The 24802-nt window shown below is 66.9% G+C and carries 24 protein-coding genes; 16 read left to right on the top strand and 8 right to left on the bottom strand.

Going from position 1 to position 24802, the window contains the following annotated elements; genetic code table 11:
• Nucleotides 1–47: 47 nt before the first annotated feature.
• Nucleotides 48–764, bottom strand: a complete 717-nt coding sequence (gene rph, locus CU669_RS00820) for a ribonuclease PH (RefSeq protein ID WP_112141911.1) — start codon at nucleotides 762–764, stop codon at nucleotides 48–50.
• 130 nt (nucleotides 765–894) lie between these two features.
• On the opposite strand from rph, the gene hrcA reads away from it, so the two are divergent.
• Complete coding sequence (gene hrcA / locus CU669_RS00815; protein ID WP_112141910.1) at nucleotides 895–1959, top strand: heat-inducible transcriptional repressor HrcA; 1065 nt, start codon at nucleotides 895–897, stop codon at nucleotides 1957–1959.
• Nucleotides 1960–1976: 17 nt separating this feature from the next.
• Complete coding sequence (gene grpE, locus CU669_RS00810) at nucleotides 1977–2579, top strand: nucleotide exchange factor GrpE (protein ID WP_112142222.1); 603 nt, start codon at nucleotides 1977–1979, stop codon at nucleotides 2577–2579.
• A gap of 117 nt (nucleotides 2580–2696) precedes the next feature.
• Here the strand turns inward: grpE and dapB are convergent, their stop codons facing one another.
• From dapB to tsaD, 5 genes are all read right to left on the bottom strand, one after another.
• A complete protein-coding gene (gene dapB, locus CU669_RS00805) occupies nucleotides 2697–3494 on the bottom strand; it encodes a 4-hydroxy-tetrahydrodipicolinate reductase (RefSeq protein WP_112141909.1) in 798 nt (265 codons plus the stop codon).
• A 17-nt stretch (nucleotides 3495–3511) separates the two neighbouring features.
• Nucleotides 3512–3826: a CcdB family protein gene (locus CU669_RS00800; protein ID WP_112141908.1), complete on the bottom strand. Its 315-nt coding sequence runs from the start codon at nucleotides 3824–3826 to the stop codon at nucleotides 3512–3514.
• Complete coding sequence (locus CU669_RS00795) at nucleotides 3826–4071, bottom strand: type II toxin-antitoxin system CcdA family antitoxin (protein WP_112141907.1); 246 nt, start codon at nucleotides 4069–4071, stop codon at nucleotides 3826–3828. The genes CU669_RS00800 and CU669_RS00795 overlap by 1 nt, the downstream gene beginning before the upstream one ends.
• A 41-nt stretch (nucleotides 4072–4112) precedes the next feature.
• Nucleotides 4113–4661 carry a transcription elongation factor GreB gene (greB, locus tag CU669_RS00790; RefSeq protein ID WP_112141906.1) on the bottom strand — a complete coding sequence of 183 codons (549 nt, stop codon included), beginning with the start codon at nucleotides 4659–4661 and terminating at the stop codon, nucleotides 4113–4115.
• 115 nt (nucleotides 4662–4776) lie between these two features.
• Nucleotides 4777–5832, bottom strand: coding sequence for a tRNA (adenosine(37)-N6)-threonylcarbamoyltransferase complex transferase subunit TsaD (gene tsaD, locus CU669_RS00785; protein ID WP_112141905.1), 1056 nt, complete (start codon nucleotides 5830–5832; stop codon nucleotides 4777–4779).
• A gap of 141 nt (nucleotides 5833–5973) precedes the next feature.
• Between tsaD and hemC the strand changes: the two genes are divergently transcribed.
• The 8 genes from hemC (at nucleotide 5974) to cobN (ending at nucleotide 15897) form a co-directional block, all read left to right on the top strand.
• A complete protein-coding gene (gene hemC, locus CU669_RS00780) occupies nucleotides 5974–6915 on the top strand; it encodes a hydroxymethylbilane synthase (protein ID WP_112141904.1) in 942 nt (313 codons plus the stop codon).
• Between the two features lie 149 nt (nucleotides 6916–7064).
• Nucleotides 7065–7814: a uroporphyrinogen-III synthase gene (locus CU669_RS00775; RefSeq protein WP_112141903.1), complete on the top strand. Its 750-nt coding sequence runs from the start codon at nucleotides 7065–7067 to the stop codon at nucleotides 7812–7814.
• Nucleotides 7811–8821 (top strand): COG4223 family protein, encoded by a 1011-nt coding sequence (locus tag CU669_RS00770; protein ID WP_112141902.1) that lies wholly within the window; start codon nucleotides 7811–7813, stop codon nucleotides 8819–8821. The genes CU669_RS00775 and CU669_RS00770 overlap by 4 nt, the downstream gene beginning before the upstream one ends.
• Nucleotides 8818–10095: a heme biosynthesis protein HemY gene (locus CU669_RS00765; protein ID WP_112141901.1), complete on the top strand. Its 1278-nt coding sequence runs from the start codon at nucleotides 8818–8820 to the stop codon at nucleotides 10093–10095. Before CU669_RS00770 ends, CU669_RS00765 begins: the two co-directional genes overlap by 4 nt.
• Complete coding sequence (locus tag CU669_RS00760) at nucleotides 10092–10682, top strand: c-type cytochrome (RefSeq protein ID WP_112141900.1); 591 nt, start codon at nucleotides 10092–10094, stop codon at nucleotides 10680–10682. The genes CU669_RS00765 and CU669_RS00760 overlap by 4 nt, the downstream gene beginning before the upstream one ends.
• Nucleotides 10679–11200 (top strand): bifunctional adenosylcobinamide kinase/adenosylcobinamide-phosphate guanylyltransferase, encoded by a 522-nt coding sequence (cobU, locus tag CU669_RS00755; RefSeq protein WP_112141899.1) that lies wholly within the window; start codon nucleotides 10679–10681, stop codon nucleotides 11198–11200. Before CU669_RS00760 ends, cobU begins: the two co-directional genes overlap by 4 nt.
• Nucleotides 11200–12204, top strand: coding sequence for a cobalamin biosynthesis protein CobW (gene cobW / locus CU669_RS00750; protein ID WP_112141898.1), 1005 nt, complete (start codon nucleotides 11200–11202; stop codon nucleotides 12202–12204). Before cobU ends, cobW begins: the two co-directional genes overlap by 1 nt.
• Complete coding sequence (gene cobN, locus CU669_RS00745) at nucleotides 12205–15897, top strand: cobaltochelatase subunit CobN (RefSeq protein ID WP_112141897.1); 3693 nt, start codon at nucleotides 12205–12207, stop codon at nucleotides 15895–15897.
• Between the two features lie 52 nt (nucleotides 15898–15949).
• Here cobN and CU669_RS00740 read toward each other — a convergent pair whose 3' ends face one another.
• Nucleotides 15950–17125, bottom strand: a complete 1176-nt coding sequence (locus tag CU669_RS00740) for a serine hydrolase domain-containing protein (protein WP_205119352.1) — start codon at nucleotides 17123–17125, stop codon at nucleotides 15950–15952.
• A gap of 190 nt (nucleotides 17126–17315) precedes the next feature.
• Nucleotides 17316–17735 (bottom strand): ArsC/Spx/MgsR family protein, encoded by a 420-nt coding sequence (locus tag CU669_RS00735; RefSeq protein ID WP_112141895.1) that lies wholly within the window; start codon nucleotides 17733–17735, stop codon nucleotides 17316–17318.
• A gap of 216 nt (nucleotides 17736–17951) precedes the next feature.
• Between CU669_RS00735 and CU669_RS00730 the strand changes: the two genes are divergently transcribed.
• The 6 genes from CU669_RS00730 (at nucleotide 17952) to trmD (ending at nucleotide 24800) form a co-directional block, all read left to right on the top strand.
• A complete protein-coding gene (locus tag CU669_RS00730) occupies nucleotides 17952–20912 on the top strand; it encodes a methyl-accepting chemotaxis protein (protein ID WP_112141894.1) in 2961 nt (986 codons plus the stop codon).
• A 99-nt stretch (nucleotides 20913–21011) separates the two neighbouring features.
• On the top strand, nucleotides 21012–21431 hold the full coding sequence (locus CU669_RS00725; protein ID WP_112141893.1) for a hemerythrin domain-containing protein: 420 nt from the start codon (nucleotides 21012–21014) through the stop codon (nucleotides 21429–21431).
• 147 nt (nucleotides 21432–21578) lie between these two features.
• Nucleotides 21579–22943 carry a signal recognition particle protein gene (ffh, locus tag CU669_RS00720; protein ID WP_112141892.1) on the top strand — a complete coding sequence of 455 codons (1365 nt, stop codon included), beginning with the start codon at nucleotides 21579–21581 and terminating at the stop codon, nucleotides 22941–22943.
• Between the two features lie 176 nt (nucleotides 22944–23119).
• Nucleotides 23120–23500, top strand: coding sequence for a 30S ribosomal protein S16 (gene rpsP / locus CU669_RS00715; RefSeq protein WP_112141891.1), 381 nt, complete (start codon nucleotides 23120–23122; stop codon nucleotides 23498–23500).
• A 69-nt stretch (nucleotides 23501–23569) separates the two neighbouring features.
• Nucleotides 23570–24094: a ribosome maturation factor RimM gene (rimM, locus tag CU669_RS00710; protein WP_112141890.1), complete on the top strand. Its 525-nt coding sequence runs from the start codon at nucleotides 23570–23572 to the stop codon at nucleotides 24092–24094.
• Entirely contained in the window at nucleotides 24060–24800 is a 741-nt protein-coding gene (gene trmD / locus CU669_RS00705; protein WP_112141889.1) for a tRNA (guanosine(37)-N1)-methyltransferase TrmD, read from the top strand. The genes rimM and trmD overlap by 35 nt, the downstream gene beginning before the upstream one ends.
• The last annotated feature ends 2 nt before the right edge of the window (nucleotides 24801–24802 follow it).

The following is a 24802-nucleotide window of genomic DNA, read 5'->3' as shown; positions in this document are numbered from 1 at the left end:
CTGCGCTCCGGGGCGCGCAATGCGCCCGCGCCGCGGCTTCGCCTTGCTCACAGTCCAAGCGCCTTCTTCTGGGCCGCCACCAATTGAGCGACGCCCTTATCGGCCAGGGCCAGCAGCTCCAGCAGTTGGGCATGGCTGAACGGGCGTTCCTCGGCGGTGCCCTGGACCTCGACGATGCCGCCATTGCCGGTCAGCACGAAATTGGCGTCGGCCTGGGCGTTGGAATCTTCGGGATAGTCCAGATCGGCCACCGCGACGCCTTCATAGATGCCGCAGGAAATGGCGGCCACATGGTCGGTCAGCGGCACGCTGGCCAGCTTGCCCTCGGCCACCAGCTTCTGGAAGGCCAGATGCAGCGCCACGAAGGCGCCGGTGATGGAAGCGGTCCGGGTGCCGCCATCGGCCTGCAAGACGTCGCAATCGACCTTGATCTGACGCTCGCCCATGGCCACCAGATCGGTGACCGAGCGCAAGCTTCGGCCGATCAGGCGCTGGATCTCGTGGGTGCGGCCCGACTGCTTGCCCTTGGCCGCCTCGCGGTCGGTGCGGGTGTGGGTGGAGCGCGGCAGCATGCCGTATTCGGCGGTGACCCAGCCCTTGCCGGAATTGCGCAGGAAGGGCGGCACCCTCTCCTCGATGGAGGCGGTGCACAGCACATGGGTGTCGCCGAACTTGGCGAGGCAGGAACCCTCGGCATGGCGGGAGAACCCGGTCTCCAGGACGATGGTGCGAAGCTGGTCGGGGGCGCGGCCGGACGGTCTCATGGGGGGCGGTTTCCTGTGGATAATTCGGGGCGGCACCCTAGCGCTTTGCACGGGGTGCGTCCAGCATTGCGGGCTCCTGCATTGACGGACCCGCCACGGCCCACTAGATATTGGCCGCAATGAAAAGGGAATTCCGGTGCGCGGCAAGAGCCCCGTCATAACCGAGCTGAACGACCGCTCGCGCGAAATCTTTCGCCAGATCGTCGAGGCCTATGTGGCCACCGGCGAGCCCATCGGCTCGCGCACCCTGTCGCGCCGCCTCAACGTCGCCCTGTCGCCCGCCACCATCCGTAACGTCATGGCCGATCTCGAGGATTTCGGGCTGCTTTACGCGCCCCATACCTCGGCCGGGCGGCTGCCCACCCAGGCGGGCATGCGGCTGTTCGTCAACGGTCTGCTGGAAGTGGGCCGCATGGCCGAGGAAGAGCGCTCGGCCATCGACGTCCAATGCCGGGCGGCGGGCAAGAGCATGGAGCAGGCGCTGACCGAGGCGCTGTCGGCGCTCTCTGGCCTGTCGCGCTGCGCGGGCGTGGTGGTGGCGCCCAAGATCCAGCGCACCCTGAAGCATGTGGAATTCGTCTGGCTGGGCCGCAACCGCGCCCTGGTGGTGCTGGTCACCGAGGACGGCATGGTGGAGAACCGCATTCTCGACCTGCCCGACGGTGTCGAGATGTCCACCCTGATCGAGGCGGGCAACTTCCTGAATTCCCGGCTGGCGGGCCGCTCGCTGGACGCGGTCAAGGACGAGATCGCCATCGAGCTGGAACAGCAGCGCAGCTTGCTCGATTCGCTGACGAAACGGGTGGTCGAGGCGGGATTGGCCACCTGGGGCGGCGGCGACAATCATTCCGCGCTGATCGTGCGCGGCCAGTCCCATCTGTTGGAAGACGTCACCGCCGTCGAGGATCTCGAACGCATCCGCACCCTGTTCGAGGCGTTGGAAACCTCGGAACAGTTCCTGCGGCTGGTGGATCTGACCCAGACCGCCGACGGCGTGCAGATCTTTATCGGGGCCGAGAACGACCTGTTCGGCGTCACCGGCTGCTCGATGATCGTGGCGCCCTATCGCGATGCCCGTGAACGCATCGTCGGCGCCATCGGGGTGATTGGTCCCCAGCGCATCAATTACGCCCGCATCATTCCCATGGTCGATTACACCGCGAAGGTGATCGGCCGACTTATTGGACAACCGTGAGGACCGAAGGCAAGACCATGACCCAGGACCAGACCAGCGAAACGCCCGCCGACGTCGTCGAGACCGCGCCCATCGAGGCTGTCGCGGCCGCCCCGGACGTGGCCGCCCCGGCATCCGATCGCCTCGCCGAACTGGAGGCCGAGGTCGCCAAGCTGAAGAATGATGTGCTTTACGCCAAGGCCGAAACCGAGAACACAAGGCGTCGGCTGGAACAGCAGGCCGAGGATCGCGGCAAATACGCCGTGGCCAATTTCGCGAAGGACGTTCTGGCGGTGGCCGACAATCTGCGCCGCGCCCTGGATGCGGTGCCGCCGGGAACCCGCGAAGCCAATGAAGGGGTCAATACCCTGACCATCGGCGTCGAGATGACCGAGCGCGAGCTGCTGACCACCATGGAACGTTACGGCATCAAGCAGATCGCCGCCCAAGGCGAACGGTTCGACCCCAATCTGCATCAGGCCATGATGGAGGTGGAGGACGCCGCCCAGCCGGACGGCACCTGCGTGCTGGTGATGCAGGCGGGCTATACCCTGCACGACCGCCTGCTGCGCCCCGCCTTGGTGGGCGTCTCCAAGGGCGGCCCCAAGGCGACGGGCGCCAATGTGGATACCAGCGCCTGACGGCTTGCGGAAAAATTCCCGTGAAAGCGGCCGGGGCGGCCGCGCTCCGAGAATAGCCGCCGTTCGGAGCGCGGGCGTCTCGCCCGCCCGCAGGGCACATCACGTGACGAGCGGGTTTTACAGCCCCAGCACGTCGCGCATGGAATAAAGGCCCGGCTTCTGGGTCTTGGCCCATAGGGCGGCGCGCACGGCGCCCTTGGCGAAGACGGCGCGGCTTGACGCCTTGTGGGTGAGTTCCACCCGCTCGCCCTCGGCGGCGAACATGACGGTGTGATCCCCCACCACGTCACCGCCGCGCAGGGTGGCGAAGCCGATCTCGCCCTTGGGGCGGGCGCCGGTATGGCCGTCGCGGCTCTTGCGCCACACCGAATCCAAGGCCACGTCGCGGCCCTTGGCGGCGGAGCGGCCCAGGCCCAAGGCGGTACCGCTGGGGGCGTCCACCTTGTGGCGGTGGTGCATCTCGACGATCTCGATATCGTAATCATCGGCCAGGATGGCGGCGGCGCGCTCGGTCAGGGCCATCAGCAGATTGACGCCCACGCTGAAATTCGGCGCATAGACGATGGCGCAGCGCTCCGCCGCCTTGGCCAGCGCGATCTCGTCCTCGGGGCTCATGCCGGTGGTGCCCACCACCAGGACGGTGCCGAATTCGGCGGCCAGGGCGGCATGGGCCAGGGTGGCGGCGGGGGCGGTGAAGTCGATGATGGCGTCCGAGCGCTTGAACAGCGCCTTGGCGTCGGATTCGATGACGGCGCCCGCATGGTCGCGGCCCACCAGCTCGCCCATGTCATCGTCCAGGGAATCGCTGCCCAGCCGCTCGGTGCCGCCCGACAGGGCGCAGCCCTCGGTGTCCAGCACGGCATTGATCAGCATGCGACCCATGCGCCCGGCGCAGCCGACGATTCCGATCTTCATGGCGGTGTGTCCTTTTCTCAAATGCCGGTGAACAGGAAATCCAGGGCGGCAATCATATCATGGCGCCTCGCCGCGAGCGAGGCGACGGGAGGAGCGAGAATCTTGGCGGGGATGGCGGACAGTTGATCGGTCAGCATCACCAGGGCCTCGCCATTCACCTCGACCACTGGATTGAGATGGCGCGTGGGCATGACCCCTGGACCCGGACGGGCCAACGGCACCAGAATCCGGGTGGGAAGGCCATGCAGGCAATCGGCCTGAATATCCATGACATAGGGGACGAGATCGCCACCCTTGCGGTTGGGATTGGAATGAATGTCGAATTGGGCCATCAGAACAGCCTCAGTCCGTCGCTCCACAGACCGTTCTCCTCGACCCAGCGATGGCGGGCCTCGATAGCCTCGCGGTTTTCCTCGCTCCAATCCTTGGCCTTCGCGGCACGCACGGCCTCGCCGATGCCTTGCTCCAACGCCTGGCTGAGATTGAGTCCCAGCTCGCGGGCCTGGCGCAGCAGATCGGAATTGATGGAGAGATTGACCGCCTTCTTGGGCGCCTTGGGATCGAACAGAGTGTTCATGGCCCACTTCCTTTATGGATCATGCGCATAATATATGCGCATCAGCCCTCATAGGCAATGGCGACGATCTCGATCGTTTCGATCCCGGTCGGAGTGCGGACGGCGACCAAATCGCCCTCGGTGGCCTTGAGCAGGGCGCGGGCGACCGGCGAGATCCAGCTGATCAGGCCTTTTTCCAGATCGGCCTCATCCACGCCGACGATGGTCACGGTGATTTCCTCGTCGCGGGCATTGGCATAGGTCACGGTGGCGCCGAAGAACACTTGGTCGCGGTTCTTTTGCAGGGATGAATCCACCACATGGGCGGATTCCAGCCGCTTGGTCAGGAAGCGGATGCGGCGGTCGATCTCGCGCAGCCGCTTCTTGCCGTAGAGATAGTCGCCGTTTTCCGAACGGTCGCCATTGCCCGCCGCCCAGGACACCACCTCCACCACCTTGGGCCGCTCGGTGCGGCTGAGATGGTTGAGTTCATCCTTCAGGGCCTGATAACCCTGGGGCCGGATATAGTTCTTGGTGCCGGGCGGCAGGCCCTGCGGCTCGGCACCGTCATCCTCGTCGCCATCGGTTTCCTTGGTAAACGCCTTGCTCATTGCAAATGCCCCTCAGGCGCCGGGCGGGTTTCTCCGAAACCCTTGGCTTTCGCGGCACGAGCCGCGCCGGCCTGTGGCCGCAACTCCTCGCTGACGCTCGTCGATCCCGTCTTGCTCATGCCTTCACCCCGGCGAAACCGACCTTCTTGGCGTGGGGGTCCAGCGGCCAGCGCGGTCGGGGGGCGAAGTCGAGGCCATCCACCAGCCCCAGGCGGAAGCGTTCCAGCCCGGCCCAGGCGATCATGGCGGCGTTGTCGGTGCACAGCGACAGCGGCGGGGCGAGGAATTCCAGGCCGCCGTCATTGCCGAGCCGAATCAAGGTCTGGCGCAGCAGGGTATTGGCGGCGACGCCGCCCGCCACCACCAGATGGCGGCCGGTGGGCCAGCGGGTCTTGAAGTCGCGGATGGCGCGCCGGGTGCGATCGGCGATGGAATCGGCCACCGCGATCTGGAAGGCGGCGCAGACGTCGGCGCCGTCTTGGGTGCTCAAGGGCTTGGGCAGGCTTTCGATCAGCAGGCGCGTGGCGTTCTTCAGGCCGGAGAAGCTGAAATCGCAGCCGGGCTTGCCCTTCATGGGTCGGGGCAGGGTGAAGCGGGCGGGATCGCCCACCCGCGCCGCCTGTTCCACCAAGGGGCCGCCGGGATAGCCGAGGCCCGCCATCTTGGCGACCTTGTCGAAGGCCTCGCCCGCCGCGTCGTCGATGGTGGTGCCCAGGCGGGTGTAGCGGCCGACCCCTTCCACCGCCAGCAATTGGCAATGGCCGCCGGACGCCAGCAGCAGCAGATAGGGAAAGTCGATGCCATGGGTCAGGCGCGCCGTCAGGGCATGGCCTTCCAGGTGGTTGACCGCCAGGAAGGGCTTGCCGGAGGCCAGGGCCAGGGCCTTGCCGGTCATGACGCCGACGATGACGCCGCCGATCAGGCCCGGCCCGCCGGTAGCCGCCACCGCGTCCAGCTGGTGAAAGCCGAGACCGGCCCGCTTCATGGCCTCGGCCACCAGCCGGTCGATATGCTGGAGATGGGAGCGCGCCGCCACTTCCGGCACGATGCCGCCGAACGGACGGTGCTCCTCCAATTGCGACAGCACCACCTCGCCCAGGATGCGGCGTTCCGCGTCCACCACGGCGGCGGCGGTCTCGTCGCAACTGGTCTCGATGCCCAAAATCACCATTGATGTCCCTCAAACGCCGGGCGTTCGCTCCGCTCACTTGGCTTTCGCGCCACGGGGCGCGCGGCCTCAACGGCCTAGTCGCTGCGCTCCGACGTGAATCCCTTTGCACAGTGCCGTCCGACTTACTACAACAGCCGGACCATGAGCACAAAGACTCCCATTCTTCGCATCGGAACGCGCGGCAGCCCGCTGGCGCTGGCCCAGACCCACGAGACCCGCGATCGCCTCGGCCGCGCCTGGGCCGAATTGGCCGAGATCGGCGCCATCGAGATCGAGATCATCAAGACCACCGGCGATCTGATCCAGGACCGGCCGCTGGCCGAGATCGGCGGCAAGGGCCTGTTCACCAAGGAACTGGACGAGGCCATGCTGTCGGGCCGCATCCATCTCGCCGTCCATTCCATGAAGGACGTGCCGACCGTGCTGCCCGACGGCATCGTGCTGCCCTGCATCCTGCCCCGCGAGGACGTGCGCGACGCCTTCATCAGCCTGAAGGCCAAGTCCCTGGCCGATTTGCCCCAGGGTGCGGTGATCGGCAGCGCCTCCCTGCGCCGCGCCGCCCAGATCCTCAACCGGCGGCCCGATCTGAAACTGGTGAACTTTCGCGGCAATGTCCAGACCCGGCTGCGCAAGCTGGAAGAGGGCGTGGTGGACGCCACCCTGTTGGCCATGGCCGGTCTGCGCCGCCTGGGTCTCGCCCAGCACGTCACCTGCGCCTTGGAGGTGGCCGACATGCTGCCCGCCGTGGCCCAGGGCGCCATCGGCATCACCTGCCGCGCCGACGATTCCGACGCCCATCGCTATCTGGCGGCGCTGAACTGCCCCGATTCCCAGGTGCGGGTGGTGGCCGAGCGCGCCTTCCTCGCCCGTCTCGACGGATCATGCCGCACCCCTATCGCCGCCTTGGCCGAATTGGACGGCGACCACCTGTCGTTCCGGGGCCTGATCATCAGCCCCGACGGTACGGTTATCCATGAGACGAGCCGCGCCGGTTCGCGTGCCGATGCCGCCGCCCTGGGGACCGACGCCGCCGAGGAACTGGCCGCCAAGGCCGGGCCGGGGTTCTTTGACGTCAAGGCTTAGAGTTTTGTCCACGAATGAACACGAATAAACACGAATGTAGTAATAATTAGACCCACTGATGATTGGGGTGGGTTCAATATTAATTTTAAAATCCGTGTTTATTCGTGTTCATTCGTGGACAATTAACAAACCATAAGACGATCAAGCTTATGCATAACACTGCGTCCAACCTCCTCGCCCTGGTCACCCGTCCCCGCGAGGATTCGGAAAGTGTCGCGCTGGCCTTGGCCGAACGCGGCCTCGCCGTGATGATCGAGCCCTTGCTGGAGATCGAGCCGGTTCCCGGCGCCGTGGTGGATGCCTCGGGCGCCCAGGGGGTGCTGGTGACCAGCGCCAATGGCATTCGCGCCCTGGCCCGGCTGCATGCCGACCGCTCGCTGCCGGTTTGGGCGGTGGGTGACGCCTCGGCCAAGGTTTCCCGCGACCTGGGCTATGGGCAGGTGGAAAGCGCCGACGGCGATGTGGACACCCTGGCCGCGCTGGTGGCTGCCCGCGCCGATCCGGCCAAGGGGGTGCTGCTGCACGCCGCCGGGACCGTCAACGCCGGTGATCTGGCGGGGCGGCTGGGCGAATGCGGGTTTCAGGTGCGACGGCAGGTGCTGTACCGGGCGGTCGCCGCCGAGGCGCTGAGCGGGGACTTGCGCCATGCCCTGGAAGATGGCTCCATCCAACTGGCCCTGTTTTTCTCTCCCCGCACCGCCGCCACCTTTGTTAGGCTGGTTCAGGCGGCCGGGCTGGGGGAGAATGTGGCCCGGATTCGGGCCTATGGTCTGTCCGCCAATGTATCGGCCAAGCTGGAACCGTTGCCCTGGGCGGCGGTTCGCATCGCCGCCGAGCCCACCCAGGCCGCATTGCTCGCGGTTCTCGATCAAGACCTCGCACGGGGACGAGCTTCATGACGCCAGAGCCTACCGCCCAGAATGCCGCGCCGGAGAGCGCCGAGCCCGATACCGCCGCCTTGGGCCGTAAGTCGTCTCGGGGCACCGTCGCCCTGCTGCTGGGGCTGCTGCTGTTCGCCGCCGCCTTGGCCAGTTTCCCGCTGTGGCGGGAATGGGCGGGATATCCGTTGGATGCGGGCGGTTTCGAGGTGGAGGATCTGCGGGCCGAACTGTCCGCCGCCACCCAAAGACTGGCCCAATTGGAAGCGCGCCCGGCGGTGGCGGCGGACGATGGCCGCCTGAGCGCCCTGGAACAGGCGGTGAAGACCGCCCAGACCCAGGCGGCGGCGCCCTCCCATCTGGCCGCCGATGTCGATGCGCTTTCGAAACAAATCACCGAGGTCAGGAAGACCGCCGCCGATGCCGCCACCCTGCTGCGTCTGGCCGACCGGGTCGAACAGGTGGAAGCGTCCCTGCGCGAGATGCAGGCCAAGCGCTCGTCCGCCGTCGCCCTGCTGCTGGCGGTGGGGCAATTGCGCGAGGCCGTCAATCTGGGCATGGCGTTCGACGCCGAGCTGCGCACCGTCAAGCTGCTGGCGGGCGAGGATGCGGCGCTGGCCAAACCCGTCGACGTCCTCAAGGACAAGGCGGCAACCGGCATCAGCACGCGACCGACCCTGGTCGACGGTTTCGAAATCCTGGCGCCCCGCGTCATCCGGGCCGAAATCCTGCCCGAGGGCGAAAGCTGGCAGCGCCGGGTGATGGACAAGCTGCTGGCCCTGGTGACCATCCGCCGCGAGGATGGCAGCGCCGCCGGAAGCAATGCCGCGGCCGTGGTGGGCCGCGCCCAGGCGGCGCTGTCCCGCGCCGATCTGGCTGGCGCCATTTCCCAGATGGACTCCTTGGGTGTCGGACCGGCCGAGGCGGCCGCCCCCTGGTTGGCCGAGGCCAAGGCCCGGCTGGCCGCCGAAAAGGCGCTGTCCGAGATCACCGCCCAGGTTCTCGCCCAGGCCGGGGTCAAGCCATGAGGCGGCTGCTGGCCTTTCTGCTGATCACCGCAATCGTGGTGGCCGGTGCCGTCTGGCTGGCCGACCGGCCGGGCGAGGTGACCATCCGCTGGCAGGGCTGGCGGGCCGATACCAGCGTGCCGGTTCTGCTGGCCGTCCTGGTGGTGCTGGTGGCGGCGCTGTCGCTGTTGGGGCGCCTGCTCCGGCTGGTGTTCGGCGCCCCCGGCCGCTTCCTGGCAGCACGGCGTGCCCGGCGCACCCGCAAGGGCTATGTGGCCCTGTCCGACGGGCTGGCGGCGGTGGCGGCGGGCGATTCGCGCCAGGCGGCCAAGCTGGCGCGCCGGGCCGACAAGCTGTTGGCCGATTCGGCCGTGACTGGGCTGTTGAGCGTCCAGGCGGCCCAGATGAGCGGCGATGCCGATGCGCTGCGCAGCCGTTTCCAGGCCATGACCGAGCGTTCGGAAACCGCCTATCTCGGCCATCGGGGCCTGATGGATCAGGCGCTGAAGGCGGGCGAGCGCAAGGCGGCCCTCGATCATGGCGCCCGCGCCTTCACCCTGCAGCCCGGCGCCGAGGGATTGGCCGCCGGTCTGTTCGAACTGCAATTGGAAGCAGGCCAATGGCCCGAGGCCGCGCTGACCCTGGCCACGGCGCGCCGCCATTCCGCCCTGACCGGCGACGATCCGTCGCGGCTGCGCGCCCTGCTGCTGTTCGCCCGCGCCGAGGCGGCCCAGGCCTCGGGCGATACCGCTTCCGCCCTGTCGCTGGCCGAGGACGCCCGCGATTGCGACCCGTCGCTGGTCCCGGCGGTGGTTCTGGCCGCCGCGCTTCTTGGCGCCAGGGGCAAGCTCCGCAAGGCCGCCGCCCTGATCCTGTCGGCCTTCAAGACCGCGCCGCATCCCGATCTGGTGGCCCAATGGGCGGCGCTCGGACCCAATGATTCGGCGCTGGAACGGGTCAAGCGCATGCAGAAGCTGGTGGAGGCCAACCCGGCCTCTCCCGACGGCCATATGGGTCTGGCCGAGGCCGCCCTGGCCGCCAAGCTGTGGGGTCAGGCCCGCACCCATCTGGACAAGGCCCGCGACCAGCGGCCGACGCTCAGGACGCTGACCCTGCTGGCCCGGCTGGAGCGCGAGGAACGGAAGGACGAGGCCGCCGCCGTGGCATGGCTGGCCAAGGCGGGCGAGGCCAAGCCGGAATCCGCCTGGACCTGCGGGTCTTGCGGCCATCCGGCCTCGGTGTTCTCGGTCAATTGCCCCGCCTGTCACGCGGCGGGCCGGATGGAGTGGCGATGATGCGGTGGATACTGGCAGGAGTCATGATGGTGCTGGCCGCCGGGACCGCCGAAGCCGCCGACGGCAAGGCGCTGTTCGCCGCCAAGGGCTGCACCGCCTGCCATGGCGCCGAGGGCCGCAAAGCCCTGGCCGCCACCCCCCATCTGGCCGGGCAGAACGCCGTCTATCTGACGCGCCAGATGAACGAGATCGCCGAGGGTCTGCGCGCCGCCCCGGCCCTCAAGCCCATGAAGCCCTTCATCGACAAGACCGCCGCCGAGGAGCGCAAGGCCATGGCCGATTGGCTGGCCGCGCAGCCTCCCGCCGACAGCGGGACCGGCGATGCGGCCAAGATAGCCCGGGGCGAGGAACTGTTCGACGAACAGGGCTGCATCGGTTGCCACGGCGCCAACGGGGCCAAGCCGCTGTCCGACTATCCGGTGCTGGCGGGCCAGCGCAAGGACTACCTCGCCGCTCAGATCAAGGCGATCCGCGACGAAGTGCGCTCCACCCGGCGGGCGCGCCTCATGGTCGCCAATGTCCGAACCCTGAAGGACGCCCAGGTGGACGATGTGGCCGAATTCCTGTCGCAATCGAAACGGAAATGACCGCGCTGGCCGTGACGACCTTGGTGCTGGGCGGCGCGCGCTCGGGCAAGTCCGGCTACGCCGAGGGACTGCTGGCCGGTCGTCCGGCGCTCTATCTCGCCACCGGTCAGGCCCTGGACGGCGAGATGGCGGAACGCATCGACCATCATCGCCGCCGTCGCGGCGAGTCTTGGAGCACCCTGGAAGAGCCGCTGGACCTGCCCGAGACGCTGGCCGGACTCCCGCGTCCCGACCGACCGGTGCTGGTGGACTGCCTGACCTTGTGGATCTCCAATCTGATGCATGCGGGGCGCGACGTGGACGAGGCGACGGCCCGTCTGTGCCAGGTCTTGGCCGAGCCCGCCGGTCCGGTGGTGCTGGTCTCCAACGAGGTGGGACTGGGTCTGGTGCCTGAGACCAAGCTGGGCCGCGACTTTCGCGACCATCAAGGCCGGGTCAATCAGCGGGTGGCCGCCGTCTGTCGCAAGGTGGTGTTCGTCGCCGCCGGTCTGCCGCTTATCTTGAAGGACGTAGCCTGATGCGCAAGATTCCCGCCACTGTGATCACCGGCTTCCTGGGGGCTGGCAAGACCACCCTGGTGCGCCACCTGATGGCCAATAACCAGGGCCGCCGCATCGCCCTGATCATCAATGAATTCGGCGATCTGGGCGTCGATGGCCAATTGCTGGCCGCCTGCGGCGTGGCTGGCTGCGCCGAGGACGACATCATCGAACTGGCCAATGGCTGCCTGTGCTGCACCGTGGCCGACGAGTTCCTGCCCACCATCTCCGCCCTGCTGGACCGCGCCGACCCGCCCGAGCACATCATCATCGAGACCTCGGGGCTTGCGCTGCCCAAGCCGCTGGTCAAGGCCTTCCGCTGGCCGGAAATCCGCTCGCGCGTCACCGTCGATGGGGTGGTGGCGGTGGTGGATTCCCCCACGGCGGCCACCGGCTTCTTCGCCAGCACCGAGATCGAGCGGGCGCGGCCCGACCACGATAATCCCCTGGAAGAGGTGTTCGAGGACCAACTGGCCTGCGCCGACATGGTGCTGCTCAACAAGGCGGATCTAATGGATGCGGCGGATTTGGCCGCGCTTCAGGGCGACATCCAGGCCCGTCTGCGCCCCGGCGTCAAGGCCATGGCGACGCGGCACAGCGCCCTGGACCCGCTGGTGATCCTGGGTCTCAGCGCGGGCGCCGAGGAGGATCTCGATGCCCGCCCGTCCTGCCACGACGCCGAGGACGGCCACGACCACGACGATTTCGAAAGCTTCGCCATCCATCTTGCTGAAATCGCCGATCCGGCGGCGCTGGAAGTCCGGCTGATCCAGGCCATCGCCGATCATGCCATCTTGCGCCTCAAGGGCTTCCTGGCGGTGGAGGGCAAGCCCGCCCGCCATGTGGTCCAGGCGGTCGGTACGCGGGTGGAACGATACTACGACCGGCCGTGGAAGTCGGGCGAGGCGCGCCAGAGCCGTCTGGTGGTGATCGGCCAGAAGGGCCTCGACCGCGTCGCCATCGAGGCGGTGGTGAGGGGATAGATGCACCTCCTCGCCGCCCAGGCCGGGACCATCTCCGACGGGGCCGAGGCCGTGGATCTCGGCCAGACGCCCGCCGAGATGGTGGTGCTGTCCGCCGCCGATACGGAACTGGCCTGCCTGGCGGCGGCCCATGACGGCGCGTTCTCCCTGCGCCTCGCCAATCTGCTGCGTCTCGGCCACCACATGTCGGTGGACCTCTATGTGGAGCGGATGATCGAACCGGCCAAGCTGGTGGTGGTCCGTCTGCTGGGCGGACGCGGCTATTGGCCTTATGGAATCGAGCAGATCGCTTCGGCCTGCAAGCGCAAGGGAATCAAACTGGCCCTGCTGCCCGGCGCAGACCAGCCCGATCCCGATCTCAGCCAGGACTCGACCTTGCCGCCCGAGGCGGTGGATCGGCTGTGGCGCTATCTGCTGCACGGCGGTCCCGACAATGCCCGCAACGTCCTGGCCTATGCCGCCAGCCTGATGGGGCGGAAGAATGCCGAGTGGTTGGAGCCGCGTCTGCTGCCGCCCGCCGGGATTTATGGCATCGCCGATCCGGCGGATGACCGGCCCCGCGCCCTGCTGGTGTTCTACCGCGCCCTGGTGCTGGCGGGCGATTGCGCTCCGGTGGATGCGTTGATGCTGGCCTTGCGTGATCGGGGCATGGCGGTCACCGCCGTCTTCGTGCAAAGCCTGAAGGACGGGTTGAGCGCCGCGACCGTCACCGCGTTGCTGGCCGAGAGGCCCGCCGACGTGATCCTCAACGCCACCGGTTTCGCGGTCTCCTCGCCGGGCAAGGCCGAGGCCGGACCCTTCGGCCCCGCCGATTGTCCGGTCCTGCAGGTGGTCTTGGCGGCGGGGACCGAGGCGGCGTGGCGCGACGGCAACCAGGGCCTGGGGCCGCGCGACATCGCCATGAACGTGGCGCTGCCCGAGGTGGACGGCCGCATTCTCAGCCGGGCCGTCTCGTTCAAATCGGCGCGGCGTGACGTGGCCACCCAATGCGACCTCGCCGTGCATGCCCCGGTGACGGATCGCGTCGACTTCGTCGCCCGGCTGGCGGCCAATTGGGCGAAACTGCGGCGCAAGGCGGCCTCGGAACGTCGTGTGGCCTTGATTCTCGCCAATTATCCCAATCGCGACGGCCGCCTCGGCAACGGCGTCGGCCTCGACACCCCGGCGGCCACGGTGGAAGTCCTGCGCGCTTTGGCGGCGGCGGGCTACCGGGTGGGGGAGATTCCCGAGACCGGCAATTCCCTGATCGAACATATGCGGCAAGGCGCCACCAACGACTGGCGGGCCTTGGCGGCGCGCGAAGTGCGCGAGACCCTGTCACTGCCCGATTACTACAGTTATTTCAATGCCCTGCCCGAATCCTTGCGCGACCGGGTGACCGGGCGCTGGGGGCCGCCGGAGGGTGATCCCTTCTTCGTCAAGGGACGTCTGCATTGCGGCGATTTCGTGCTTCCCGCGACGCGTTTCGGCAACGTAACAATCGCGGTGCAGCCAGCGCGGGGCTATAATATCGACCCTTCCGCCAGCTATCACGATCCCGACCTGCCGCCGCCCCACAATTATCTGGCCTTCCATGCCTGGCTCGCCGAGGGCTTTGGCGCCGACGCGGTGGTCCATATGGGCAAGCACGGCAATCTGGAATGGCTGCCGGGCAAGGCCCTGGCGCTGTCGGCCGAGTGTTTCCCGGAAGCGGCACTGGGTCCGCTGCCCCATCTCTATCCCTTCATCGTCAACGATCCCGGCGAGGGCACCCAGGCCAAGCGGCGCTCGGGCGCGGTGATCATCGACCATCTGACGCCGCCCTTGACCCGCGCCGAAAGCTACGGCCCGCTGCGCGAGCTGGAACGGCTGGTGGACGAATATTACGAGGCGGCGGGCGTCGATCCACGGCGTCTGGCGGTGCTGCGGCGGGAAATCCTTAGTCTCACCGCCGTGGCGGGTCTCGACGTGGATCTCGGCATCCGTCCCGACGACGCCCCCGACGACGCGCTGAAGAAGCTGGACAACCATCTATGCGAGCTGAAGGAGCTTCAGATCCGCGACGGCCTGCACATTTTCGGTGTCTCGCCCCAGGGCGAGCAACGGACCGACCTGCTGGTGGCGCTGGCCCGTGTCCGCCGGGGGGGACAGCCCGCCGACGAGTCCATCCTGCGCGCCCTGGCCGGTGATCTGGGGCTGGATTTCGATCCGCTGGATTGCGTGTTGGCCGAGGACTGGACCGGCCCTCGCCCCGCCGCCCTGGCCGGGGACGCGCCGTGGCGCAGCCTGGGCGACACGGTGGAACGGCTGGAAGCCCTGGCCAAATCCCTGGTGGCAGGCGAACGGGTGGCGGAGCCGGGCTGGAGCCGGACCCAGGCGGTGCTGCACTGGATCGCCGGGACCATGGGCCCGGCGGTGGAGGCCTGCGGCGCCGCCGAACTGGCCGGTCTGCTGACCGGGCTGGCTGGGCGCTTTGTCCCCCCCGGTCCCTCGGGGGCGCCGACGCGGGGGCGGCCCGACGTGCTGCCCACCGGCCGCAATTTCTATTCGGTGGATACCCGCGCCGTGCCCACGTCCGCCGCCTGGAGCCTGGGCTGGAAGTCGGCGCAATTGCTGGTGGAACGTCATCTGCAGGATCATGGCGCCTGGCCCAAATCCCTGGTGCTCACCGCCTGGGGCACCTCCAACATGCGCACCGGCGGCGACGATATCGCCCAGGGCCTCGCCCTGATGGGGGTCAAGCCGCAATGGGAAGTAGGCTCGGGCCGGGTCACCGGCTTCGAGATCATTCCCGCCGGGCTGCTGGATCGGCCGCGGGTGGATGTGACGCTCCGGGTGTCGGGTTTTTTCCGCGACGCCTTTCCCGGTCTGATCGACCTGTTCGATTCGGCGTCCCGCGCCGTCGCCGCCCTGGACGAGCCCGCCGACATCAATCCCCTGGCCGAGCGGGTGGCGTCCGAGCGCGCCCGCCTGATGGCCGAGGGCTTGAGCGAGATGGATGCCGCCCGCCAGGCAGGGTTCCGGGTGTTCGGCTCCAAGCCTGGCGCCTATGGCGCCGGATTGCAGGCCCTGATCGACGAGAAGGGCTGGAACACGCGCGGCGATCTGGCCGAATCCTATGTGGCCTGGGGCGGCTGGGCCTATGGCGCCGGGTCCGAGGGTGAGGCCGGTCACGGGCTGTTCCGCCAGCGTCTGTCCAAGGTGGAGGCGGTGGTCCACAACCAGGACAACCGCGAGCACGACCTGCTGGATTCCGACGACTACTACCAGTTCGAAGGCGGCCTGAGCGCGGCGGTGGAGCAGGAATCGGGCCGGGCGCCGATGGTCTATCACTCGGACCATTCGCGGCCCGAGACGCCGCGCATCCGTACCCTGGACGAGGAGATCGCCCGCGTCGTGCGCGCCCGGGTGGTCAATCCCAAATGGATCAAGGGAGTGATGCGCCACGGCTATAAGGGCGGCTTCGAGATGGCGGCCGGCGTGGATTACCTGTTCGCCTTCGCGGCCACCACCAACGCGGTCAAGGACCATCACTTCGATCTGGTGGCCCAGGCCTATCTGGAAGACGACGCGGTGCGGGCCTTCCTGGAAGACAACAATCCCGCCGCCCTGGCCGATATCCGCGCCCGCCTTCGGGAAGCGCTGGATCGCGGGTTGTGGCATCCGCGCCGCAACCTGTTCTTTCAATTGCTGGATGAGGGAGGCACGCCATGACCCCCAGAGCCTTCACCCTGGCGGTTCTGGCCTTCGCCGCCGTACTGGCGGGCTATTGGCTCAGGCTCAGATTGATCGGCTGAGAGTCCGGCCGTACCGCCAACCGCAGCAACAGCTTGTGGCCCAGGCTGTTGTCCCAGTTGAAGGCGTTCTGCAGCACCACCACCGCCGTCTTTCGCTCCAGGTCCAGGCCCATATAGCTGGTATAGCCAGCGACGATGCCGATCTGATAGGTGATGGCGTGCCCATCCAACCGGTCCACCACCCAGGCGGTGGCGGCGGCTTCCTTGTCGCGCGGCACCTGGACCCGAAGATTGGCCGCAAGGGCGCTGTCGCGCTCGTTCAGATGGGCTGCGGCAAAACGCAGCAGGTCGCGGGCGGTGGACGACAGGGCGGCGGACCCGCGCATCAGGGGGGTGAAGCGCCAATCGGGGGCGGGCTTGCCGCGGGCGATGAATTTGGGCTGGTCGCCCGCATGGCCGAAGGCGCGCTGGGCATGACAGGGCAGCGCCTCGGGCAGATAGCCGGTGCAGGCCAATCCCAGGGGCCGGGCCAGCCGGTCCTCCAACAGGTCTTCCAGCGAGCGCCCGGTGCGGCGCTCGACGGCATGGCCAAGCAGCGCATATCCGATATTGGAATATTGCGGCTGTCCCGGCTCGTCGATCTCCACTTCGGCCAGATAGTCGAACACGGTGGCGGCGTTGAAATGGCGATAGAAATTCTCGCCGTCGAACAGATACTCGACGAAATAGCGCAGCATCCGCAGCGTGATGGGCTGGCGCGGCAGGCCCGAGGTGTGGGTGGCCAACTGGCGCAGGGTGATCCGCCGCGCATCCTCGCTGAGTGGGGTGCCGGGCGGCAACAGGGCGGGCAGGGTTTCGTCCCAGGACAGGACGCCTTGTTCCACCAACTGCGCGGTCAAAGCCGCCAGGAACCCCTTGGACAGCGAGCCGATGGCGAACAGGGTGTCGGCATCGGGCCGGCGGCCGCTGTCTTGGTCGGTGACGCCATAACCGGCGAAGCGGGTGGTTCCGTCGGGCAGCAGGACGCCGACCACCAACCCCGGTGTATAGCCGCTCTCGACCATGGGCCGAGCCAGGGTATCGATCTCGATCTGAACGGGGGCGGCGGGCGCTTGGCCCAGGGCGGCGATCTGGCCGGAATCAAGCTCGGTGGTCGACAGCGAACCGCAGGCGCTCGGCAAAAGGGCGGCGAGAAGTCCAAACACCGCCGACGCCAGACCTCGGACAAGGCCGGTTGCCTGTCGCCTGGAATCCTGCCCCGCCATACCGTCCCCAAAAATTGTGAACACCCAGGCCGACCGCAGCTAATCTCGGTGGCGGCGCTACCATAGTGGAAACCAGGCACGGCGAAAAGACGGGAACGCCGCCAAAGGCGCCCTCGTCGTCACCAGTTTGCTAAATCTTCGGCGGCGGGCAGGCGCCGTCGCTGCGAGGGCAGACCTCCGTCAGCGGCGCGCCTTCCGGCACCAGTCCCAGCCAGGCATCGACGGCGGCTTCGTCGAAACCCGCCATGCGGGATCCGTCGGATTCCATCAGCGGGCGGCGGATCAGCAACGGGTCCATGCACATGGCGGCCAGGGCCTCATCGGCCTGGATCAGCTCGGGCACCACGGCGCCCGACTTGACCCTGGGCGCCGCCCGATTGAACCATTCGGCCACCGGCCGACCGGCGAAGAATGGCCGCAAGGTCTCGGGAGTCCAGGCCTGTACGCGGATGTCCAGGGCCACCACGTCATGCCCCGATCGAAGCAAAGCCTGCTTCTGCCGGGTGTTGTTGGCGCAGCCCGGCTTTTCGTAGAAGACGATTACCGCCATCTCGGTGTTCCTAATTTGCCGCCTTCGCGGTCGGTTGCCTTCCCAGGTGCGGACATTGATGCAAGAGGTGTACCTGTTCGGCACCCGGCGCGGTGCCGGACTTCAGCCACTGCCGTGCGGCTCATAAAGCGGGCAATTGCCTTTTTTCACGGCAAACCCTGGCATCTTGCATACGGCTAATGTATTAGAAGGCGGTTCAAATGGAGCGAGGGTCCCATGCGGGTCAATGAACCAAACACCGACCAGGAGATCGAACTCCCGGAAGGCACCATCCTGGTCTCCAAGACGGATTTGGCCGGATGCATCACCTTCGTGAACCAAGCCTTCGTCGATATCAGCGGCTTTACCGAGGAAGAGCTGATCGGCGCGCCCCATAATCTGGTCCGCCACCCGCACATGCCCGCCGCCGCCTTCGCCGATCTGTGGCGAACCATCAAGGCGGGCAAGCCGTGGGAAGGCATCGTCAAGAACCGCGCCAAGAACGGTGATTATTACTGGGTGCGCGCCAACGCCACCCCGGAGATCACCGACGGCGAGATCACCGGCTTCATCTCCATCCGCTCCGCCCCCACCCGTGCCCAGGTGGCTGCGGCGGAAAGCCTCTACGAAAAGATCCGCAACGGCACCGCCCGCAACATCAAGGTGGAGGAAGGCCTGGTGCTCGGCACCACCCTGGCCGCCCGCTTGGCACGCTGGTCCAGCAGCATCGCAGGCCGCCTGATGGCCATCGTATGCGTTCTGATGGGTTTGATGGGCGCCGCCACATGGATCGTGCTGGACGGCATGGGCGATTCCAACGAGGCGCTGCGGACCGTCTACGAGGATCGCACGGTCCCGGCCGGGCAATTGGCCGACATCCTCGACCGCATGCGGGAGAATCTTCTCAATGCCGAGCTGCTGCAAACCGAGGTCGCCATCGGCAACGCGGCGGGAGTCCAAAAGCGCGCGCTCCGCATCCACGCCAACCGAGACCACATCGCCACCGTCTGGTCCGCCTATCGCCGCAACCCGTTGGCCGACGACGAAAAGGAACTGGCCGAGGATTTCGAGATCAAGCGAAAGAACTACGTGGTCAACGGCCTGGACGTGGCCATCGCCCTCGCCGAAGCCAAGGATCTGGAAGGATTGCGGCGCCACAGCGCCAACACCTTGCACATGCTGTTCGATCAGGTCCACGAGGTGGAAAAGGACTTGCTGATCCTGCAATTGCGGGTGGCGAGCGAAAAATATGAAGAGGCCAAGAAGGACTACACCCACCATTCCGGCCTTGGATTGGCGATCTTGCTGGCGGCCATTGCCCTGTCGGTGGCCCTCGCGGCCTTTCTGATCCGCTATCTCCGACAGCCCATCGCCCGTCAAGAACTGCATTTCAACGCCATCGCGGGCGGCGATTTCACTTACGAAATTCCCCTGGAGCCGGTGATCGAGTTCCAGCGATCCAATGCCCAATTGCGCGCCATGAAGGCCAAGTTGGGCTATGCCGCGCTGGAGCGCCAGGAAAACTCCCGCAAGGCCGAGGCCCATCTGAAGACGGAAATGCTGAACCTGACCGTCTTGCTGGAGGGCGAGGTGGAAACCACCGTCGCCGAGATCTCCACCCAGGCGGACCGGCTCAAGGAAGGGGCCAGCAAGCTGCTCCAGACCGCCGAGGAATCGCGCAAGATGGCGCAGGCCATGACCGGCGCCATCGAGATCACCAGCGGCAATGTCCAGACCGTGGCCGGCGCCACCGAGGAACTGGAGGCCTCGTCGCGCGAGATCACGGCGCGCATTCAAAGCAGCTCGGACTACAGCGAGGCGGCGCGGCGCAAGGTGGACGCCGCCAGCGCCAGCGTCGGCACCCTGACCGAGGCAACCGCTCGCATCGGCGACGTGGTGGCCCTGATCCAGGCCATCGCCGGCCAGACCCGCATGCTGGCGCTCAACGCCACCATCGAGGCCGCCCGTGCCGGTGAATCCGGCAAGGGCTTCGCCGTGGTCGCGAGCGAGGTCAAGGGACTGGCCGGTCAGACCGAGGACGCCATCGGCCGCGTCAATGCCCAAGCTCAAGAGATCGAACGCACCACGAGGGAGGCGGTCTCCACCGTCGAGGCGGTGGCGGAAACCATCCGCGACATCGACGCCATCGCGGGCCAGATCGCCGAATCCGCCGACCAGCAGCGGGCCGCCACCGCCGAGATCATGGCCAGCGCCGTCCAGGCCGCCGACCATACCCGCGACGTGGCGGTGAATGCCGCGGCCGTGCTGAGCGGCGCCGAGCAGACCGGCGTCACCGCCCGCAAGGTCAGCGAACTGTCCACCCTGGTCAACCACGATATCGGCGCCCTGCAACGCCGCCTCAACGTCATTCTGCGCACCTCCTACGGCGGCAATCGCCGGACGGTGGAACGCATCCCGGTCTCGGTGGAATTCACCGCGACGTTCAACGGCGAAGCCTTCAGCGGCCATACCGGCGACCTTTCCGTCATGGGCGCCCTGCTGGTGGTGGGAAACGCGCCCAAGATGGAAGGCGCCTTGGGCACCATCACCTTTCCCGGCATGGAACCCTTGCCATCCAAGGCCATCTTGGGCAGTCCGCTGGGAATCCAATGCCAGTTCGTCAAGACTAGCAAGGAGCAGAAGCAGGCCCTGGCCGACACCATCGAATCCGGCAAGGCGCGCGACCTGCCCTATATCGCCGCCGCCCAGCAAGCCGCCGCCAAGATCGCGAACGCCATGGAACAGGCCATCAATGCCGGCCGTATCTCCCTGGCCGACATGTTCGACAGCGACTATACCCCCATACCCGAATCCGATCCCTTGCAGGTGATGTCCAAGCACACCTTGCTGACCGACCAGATCCTGCCCGATATCCTGGAAGCCGAACTGGCCCGCGACCCCGCCGTGGTGCTGTGCTGTGCCTCGGACCGCAACGGCTATATCGCCACCCATAACAAAAAGTGCGCGCATCCGCAGCGGCCGGGCGATCCGGTGTGGAACATGGCCAACAGCCGCAACCGCAGGATCTTCGACGACCGCACCGGTATCCTGGCGTCGCGCAATCTCCAGCCCTATCTGGCCCAGACCTATGCCCGCAACATGGGCGGCGGTGCTTTCGTGCTGCTCAAGGAAATCGACTGCCCCATCATGATCGGCGAACGCCACTGGGGCGCGCTGCGCTACGCCATCAAACTGTGATGCCGTAGCGCCCATCGGCGGGGCTTGATCGCCGTCAATTACCTGATCATTTTGCTTGGTTATTGTCGCCATACGACATCAGAACCAAGGATTTCCGCCATGAAAAAGACAGACCATTACCGCAAGCATCATGACGAGCTGCGCGCCATTGTCGGTCGGCTCGAGCCCATGCTCGACGTGGCCCGCATCACCGCCGACCCGGCCCTGGTGGCGACGGTGGTCCGCGATCTGTTCGGCAAGTTCTCGCTGCATCTGGCCATGGAGGACAGTGCGCTTTATCCGAAATGCGCCGTCGCCGACGACCCCAAACTGCGCCATGTGGCGCTGAGTTTCCAGACCGAGATGGGCGATTTGTCCAAGACCTTCGACGCCTATAAGCGGGATTGGGCAGGCCCCATCGCCATCGGCCGCGATCCCACGGCCTTCGTCGCCGCGACGCGGCAAATGCTGGTCTCGCTCAAGACACGGGTGCGGCGGGAAGAGGACAGTCTGTACGATCTGATCGACAGGGCGGCCTGAATTCGTCTTGACGCTTGACTCTGGAGACCGGGTGGGACTACAACCCCACCCTCTTCAGATGTCTGGAGACCATCGCCTCCACGGAGGCCCGTCGGTCCGCGAATTTACGCGCACCGGCGTGTAATTGCTTATGGGTGTCGGGTTCGCATGTTCGAGAGCTTAAGCTCAAAACTGGGGCAGGTGTTCGAGAAGCTGACGGGGCGCGGCGCGCTGACCGAGGCCGACGTCACCGAGGCCCTGCGCGAAGTGCGCGTCGCCCTGCTGGAAGCCGATGTGGCTCTCCCGGTGGTCAAGGACTTCATCGGCCGGGTCAAGGCCCGCGCCGTCGGCCAGGAGGTGATCAAGTCGGTCACCCCGGGCCAGATGGTGATCAAGATCGTCCATGACGAACTGATCGCCACCTTGGGCACCAAGGGCACCGAGCTGAATCTGTCGGCGGTGCCGCCGGTGGTGATCCTGATGGTCGGCCTGCAAGGCTCGGGCAAGACCACCACCTCGGCCAAGATCGCCTTCAAGCTGAAGCGCGAGAAGAAGAAGGTTCTGCTGGCCTCGCTCGACGTCTATCGTCCCGCCGCCCAGCAGCAGTTGCAGATTCTCGCGGGCCAGGCCGAGGTCGGCTCGCTTCCCATCGTCATGGGCGAGATGCCGGTCGCCATCGCCAAGCGCGCCCTCGATATGGGCCGCAAGGAAGGCTACGACGTCGTCATCCTGGACACCGCCGGTCGCCTGCATATCGACCAGGAGCTGATGGCCGAGGTCGCCAATGTGCGCGACGCCGCCAAGCCCACCGAGACCCTGCTGGTCACCGACGCCATGACCGGCCAGGACGCCGTCACCCTGGCGCGCGAATTCAACGAAAAGGTCGGCGTCACCGGCATCGTGCTGACCCGCATCGACGGCGATGCCAGGGGCGGCGCCGCGCTGTCCATGCGCGCCGTCACCGGGCGTCCCATCAAATTCCTCGGCGCTGGCGAGAAGCTGGACGCCCTGGAAGTCTTTCACCCCGACCGCATCGCGGGGCGCATTCTCGGCATGGGCGACATCGTCGGCCTGGTCGAGAAGGCCATGGAGACCCTCGACCAGGAAGAGGCCGAGCGTCTTGCCAAGCGCATGGAGAAGGGCAAGTTCGACCTGGAAGACATGCGCAAGCAGTTCGCCCAGGTGAAGAAGATGGGCGATCTCAAGGGCATCCTCGGCATGCTGCCCGGCATGGGCAAGATGGCGAACCAGTTGAAGGACGCCAATATCGACAACAAGATGGTGGCCCGCCAGGAAGCCATCATCTCCTCCATGACTCCGGCCGAACGCAAGAATCCCGACCTGATCAAGGCGTCGCGCAAGAAGCGCATCGCCGCCGGGTCGGGCATGAGCGTGCAGGACGTCAACAAGCTGCTCAAGCAGTACCAGCAGATGGCCGACATGATGAAGAAGGTCGGCAAATTGGGTCAGAAGGGGCTGATGCGTCACGGCATCGGCGGACTTTTGCCGCCCACCATGAGGTTCGGGCGCTAGCCCGACGAGCCATGGGCGTAAAGCCCTTGGCGAGGAGTTGCGGGCAAGGCTTAGGCAGCGCCACATGGCGCGGGAGCCAAGGGTGGCGGAGCCACCCGCCCGGCGATTGAGGGACATTCGGTGAAACCCGCCAGGGAATTGCCGTCGGAAAATTTTTTATAGAGGAAGACAGACCAATGGCTCTGAAGATTCGTCTCTCCCGCGGTGGCGCCAAGAAGCGCCCCTTCTACAAGATCGTCGTCGCCGACGCGCGCAGCCCGCGTGACGGCCGCTTCATCGAGAAGGTGGGCACCTACAACCCCATGCTGCCGGTCGAATCCGAGCAGCGCTGGATCCTCAATGACGAGCGCGTGAAGCATTGGCTCTCGGTCGGCGCCCAGCCCACCGACCGCCTGATCCGCTTCTTCGCCGATCGCGGCCTGGTGGCCAAGACCGCCAAGCCCGAGCAGACCAAGAAGCCGCAGCCCAAGGCCAAGGCCCAGCAGCGCGCCAAGGACAACGCCGAACGCGCCGCCGCCCTGGCCGCCGAAGCCGAAGCTCCCGCCAGCGCGGAATAAATGTATTCCGCGCTGGCCATGTTTGACGAATGCGATCCGATTTATCGGATCGCGGGCGCCGAGTAAGCCATGACGGACCGGGTGTGCGTCGGCCTGATCGTTGGCGTGCATGGGGTCAGGGGCGCGGTCCGGATCAAGAGCTTCACCGAGGAGCCGAAGGATATCGGCTTTTACTCCCCGGTGGAGGACGAGACCGGAAGCCGCAAGATCCGTCTCAAGGTGACGGGCGAGGCCAAGGGTTCGGTCATCGCCACCCTGGAGGGGATCGCGGACCGCGATGCCGCCGAGGCGTTGAAGGGCACCAAGCTTTGGGTGGCCCGTCATCGCCTGCCGAAGGTCGAGGAGGACGAGTTCCTCTATTCCGACCTGATCGGATTGGCGGTGGAGGACTTGGCCGGAACCAGATTGGGAACCGTTTCGGCGGTGCACGATTTCGGAGCCGGTGACGTGTTGGACATCGCGCTGGCGCCGAAGGGAAACCTGATGGTCCCCTTCACCAAGGCGCAGGTGCCCGAGGTGGATGTGCCGGGTGGACGGCTGGTGGTGATCCCGCCGGTCTATGCGGCCGAAGAGGAGCGGGACGGTGGAGAATAGGCAGCCCTGGCGGGCGACCGTGTTGTCCATCTTCCCCGAGATGTTTCCGGGGCCTCTCGGTCTGTCTTTGGCGGGCCGGGCGCTGGAGGACGCGATCTGGTCCATGGACGCGGTGGACATCCGGGGCTTCGCCACGGACAAGCACCGCAACGTGGACGATTCGCCCTTCGGCGGCGGGGCCGGAATGGTGATGCGTCCCGACGTGCTGGACGCCGCCATCCGGGGAACTCCGGGGGTCGGGCCGTTGGTGTATATGACGCCGCGAGGGCGGTTGCTGGACCAGTCGCTGGTCCGCGAATTGGCCGAAGGGCCGGGCGTCAGGGTGTTGTGCGGGCGTTTCGAGGGCGTCGACCAGCGGTTGCTGGAGGCCCACCGGGCGCTCGAGGTCAGCGTCGGCGACTTCGTCCTTTCGGGCGGCGAGACGGCGGCGCTGGTGATGTTGGACGCCATCGTGCGGCTGCTTCCCGGTGTCATCGGCAAGCAGGAGTCGCTGGCGGAAGAGAGCTTCGAGTGGGGATTGCTGGAATATCCCCACTATACCCGCCCCCAGGTTTGGGACGGGCGGGCGGTGCCGGACGTGTTGCTGTCCGGTCACCACGAGAAGATCAGCGCCTGGCGAAAGCGTCAGGCGGAGGACATAACCCGGCAGCGCCGGCCCGATCTGTGGGATCGGTACCGCGCTGCCACTAAAGTAGGTGAGGGTTGAGC

The sequence above is a fragment of the Paramagnetospirillum kuznetsovii genome (genome assembly GCF_003284725.1).
GTDB classification, from domain to species: Bacteria; Pseudomonadota; Alphaproteobacteria; order Rhodospirillales; family Magnetospirillaceae; genus Phaeospirillum; species Phaeospirillum kuznetsovii.
The sequence above is the reverse complement of the archived record's forward strand: the minus strand, read 5'-3'. Positions and strand labels throughout refer to the sequence as shown.

Excerpts from the sequence above, each read along its gene's own strand:
- rph (WP_112141911.1), bottom strand. The coding sequence starts at position 764 with ATGAGACCGTCCGGCCGCGCCCCCGACCAGCTTCGCACCATCGTCCTG.
- grpE (WP_112142222.1), top strand. The coding sequence starts at position 1,977 with ATGACCCAGGACCAGACCAGCGAAACGCCCGCCGACGTCGTCGAGACC.
- dapB (WP_112141909.1), bottom strand. The coding sequence starts at position 3,494 with ATGAAGATCGGAATCGTCGGCTGCGCCGGGCGCATGGGTCGCATGCTG.
- CU669_RS00800 (WP_112141908.1), bottom strand. The coding sequence starts at position 3,826 with ATGGCCCAATTCGACATTCATTCCAATCCCAACCGCAAGGGTGGCGAT.
- CU669_RS00795 (WP_112141907.1), bottom strand. The coding sequence starts at position 4,071 with ATGAACACTCTGTTCGATCCCAAGGCGCCCAAGAAGGCGGTCAATCTC.
- greB (WP_112141906.1), bottom strand. The coding sequence starts at position 4,661 with ATGAGCAAGGCGTTTACCAAGGAAACCGATGGCGACGAGGATGACGGT.
- tsaD (WP_112141905.1), bottom strand. The coding sequence starts at position 5,832 with ATGGTGATTTTGGGCATCGAGACCAGTTGCGACGAGACCGCCGCCGCC.
- hemC (WP_112141904.1), top strand. The coding sequence starts at position 5,974 with ATGAGCACAAAGACTCCCATTCTTCGCATCGGAACGCGCGGCAGCCCG.
- CU669_RS00775 (WP_112141903.1), top strand. The coding sequence starts at position 7,065 with ATGCATAACACTGCGTCCAACCTCCTCGCCCTGGTCACCCGTCCCCGC.
- CU669_RS00770 (WP_112141902.1), top strand. The coding sequence starts at position 7,811 with ATGACGCCAGAGCCTACCGCCCAGAATGCCGCGCCGGAGAGCGCCGAG.
- CU669_RS00765 (WP_112141901.1), top strand. The coding sequence starts at position 8,818 with ATGAGGCGGCTGCTGGCCTTTCTGCTGATCACCGCAATCGTGGTGGCC.
- CU669_RS00760 (WP_112141900.1), top strand. The coding sequence starts at position 10,092 with ATGATGCGGTGGATACTGGCAGGAGTCATGATGGTGCTGGCCGCCGGG.
- cobU (WP_112141899.1), top strand. The coding sequence starts at position 10,679 with ATGACCGCGCTGGCCGTGACGACCTTGGTGCTGGGCGGCGCGCGCTCG.
- cobW (WP_112141898.1), top strand. The coding sequence starts at position 11,200 with ATGCGCAAGATTCCCGCCACTGTGATCACCGGCTTCCTGGGGGCTGGC.
- cobN (WP_112141897.1), top strand. The coding sequence starts at position 12,205 with ATGCACCTCCTCGCCGCCCAGGCCGGGACCATCTCCGACGGGGCCGAG.
- CU669_RS00735 (WP_112141895.1), bottom strand. The coding sequence starts at position 17,735 with ATGGCGGTAATCGTCTTCTACGAAAAGCCGGGCTGCGCCAACAACACC.
- CU669_RS00730 (WP_112141894.1), top strand. The coding sequence starts at position 17,952 with ATGCGGGTCAATGAACCAAACACCGACCAGGAGATCGAACTCCCGGAA.
- CU669_RS00725 (WP_112141893.1), top strand. The coding sequence starts at position 21,012 with ATGAAAAAGACAGACCATTACCGCAAGCATCATGACGAGCTGCGCGCC.
- ffh (WP_112141892.1), top strand. The coding sequence starts at position 21,579 with ATGTTCGAGAGCTTAAGCTCAAAACTGGGGCAGGTGTTCGAGAAGCTG.
- rpsP (WP_112141891.1), top strand. The coding sequence starts at position 23,120 with ATGGCTCTGAAGATTCGTCTCTCCCGCGGTGGCGCCAAGAAGCGCCCC.
- rimM (WP_112141890.1), top strand. The coding sequence starts at position 23,570 with ATGACGGACCGGGTGTGCGTCGGCCTGATCGTTGGCGTGCATGGGGTC.
- trmD (WP_112141889.1), top strand. The coding sequence starts at position 24,060 with ATGCGGCCGAAGAGGAGCGGGACGGTGGAGAATAGGCAGCCCTGGCGG.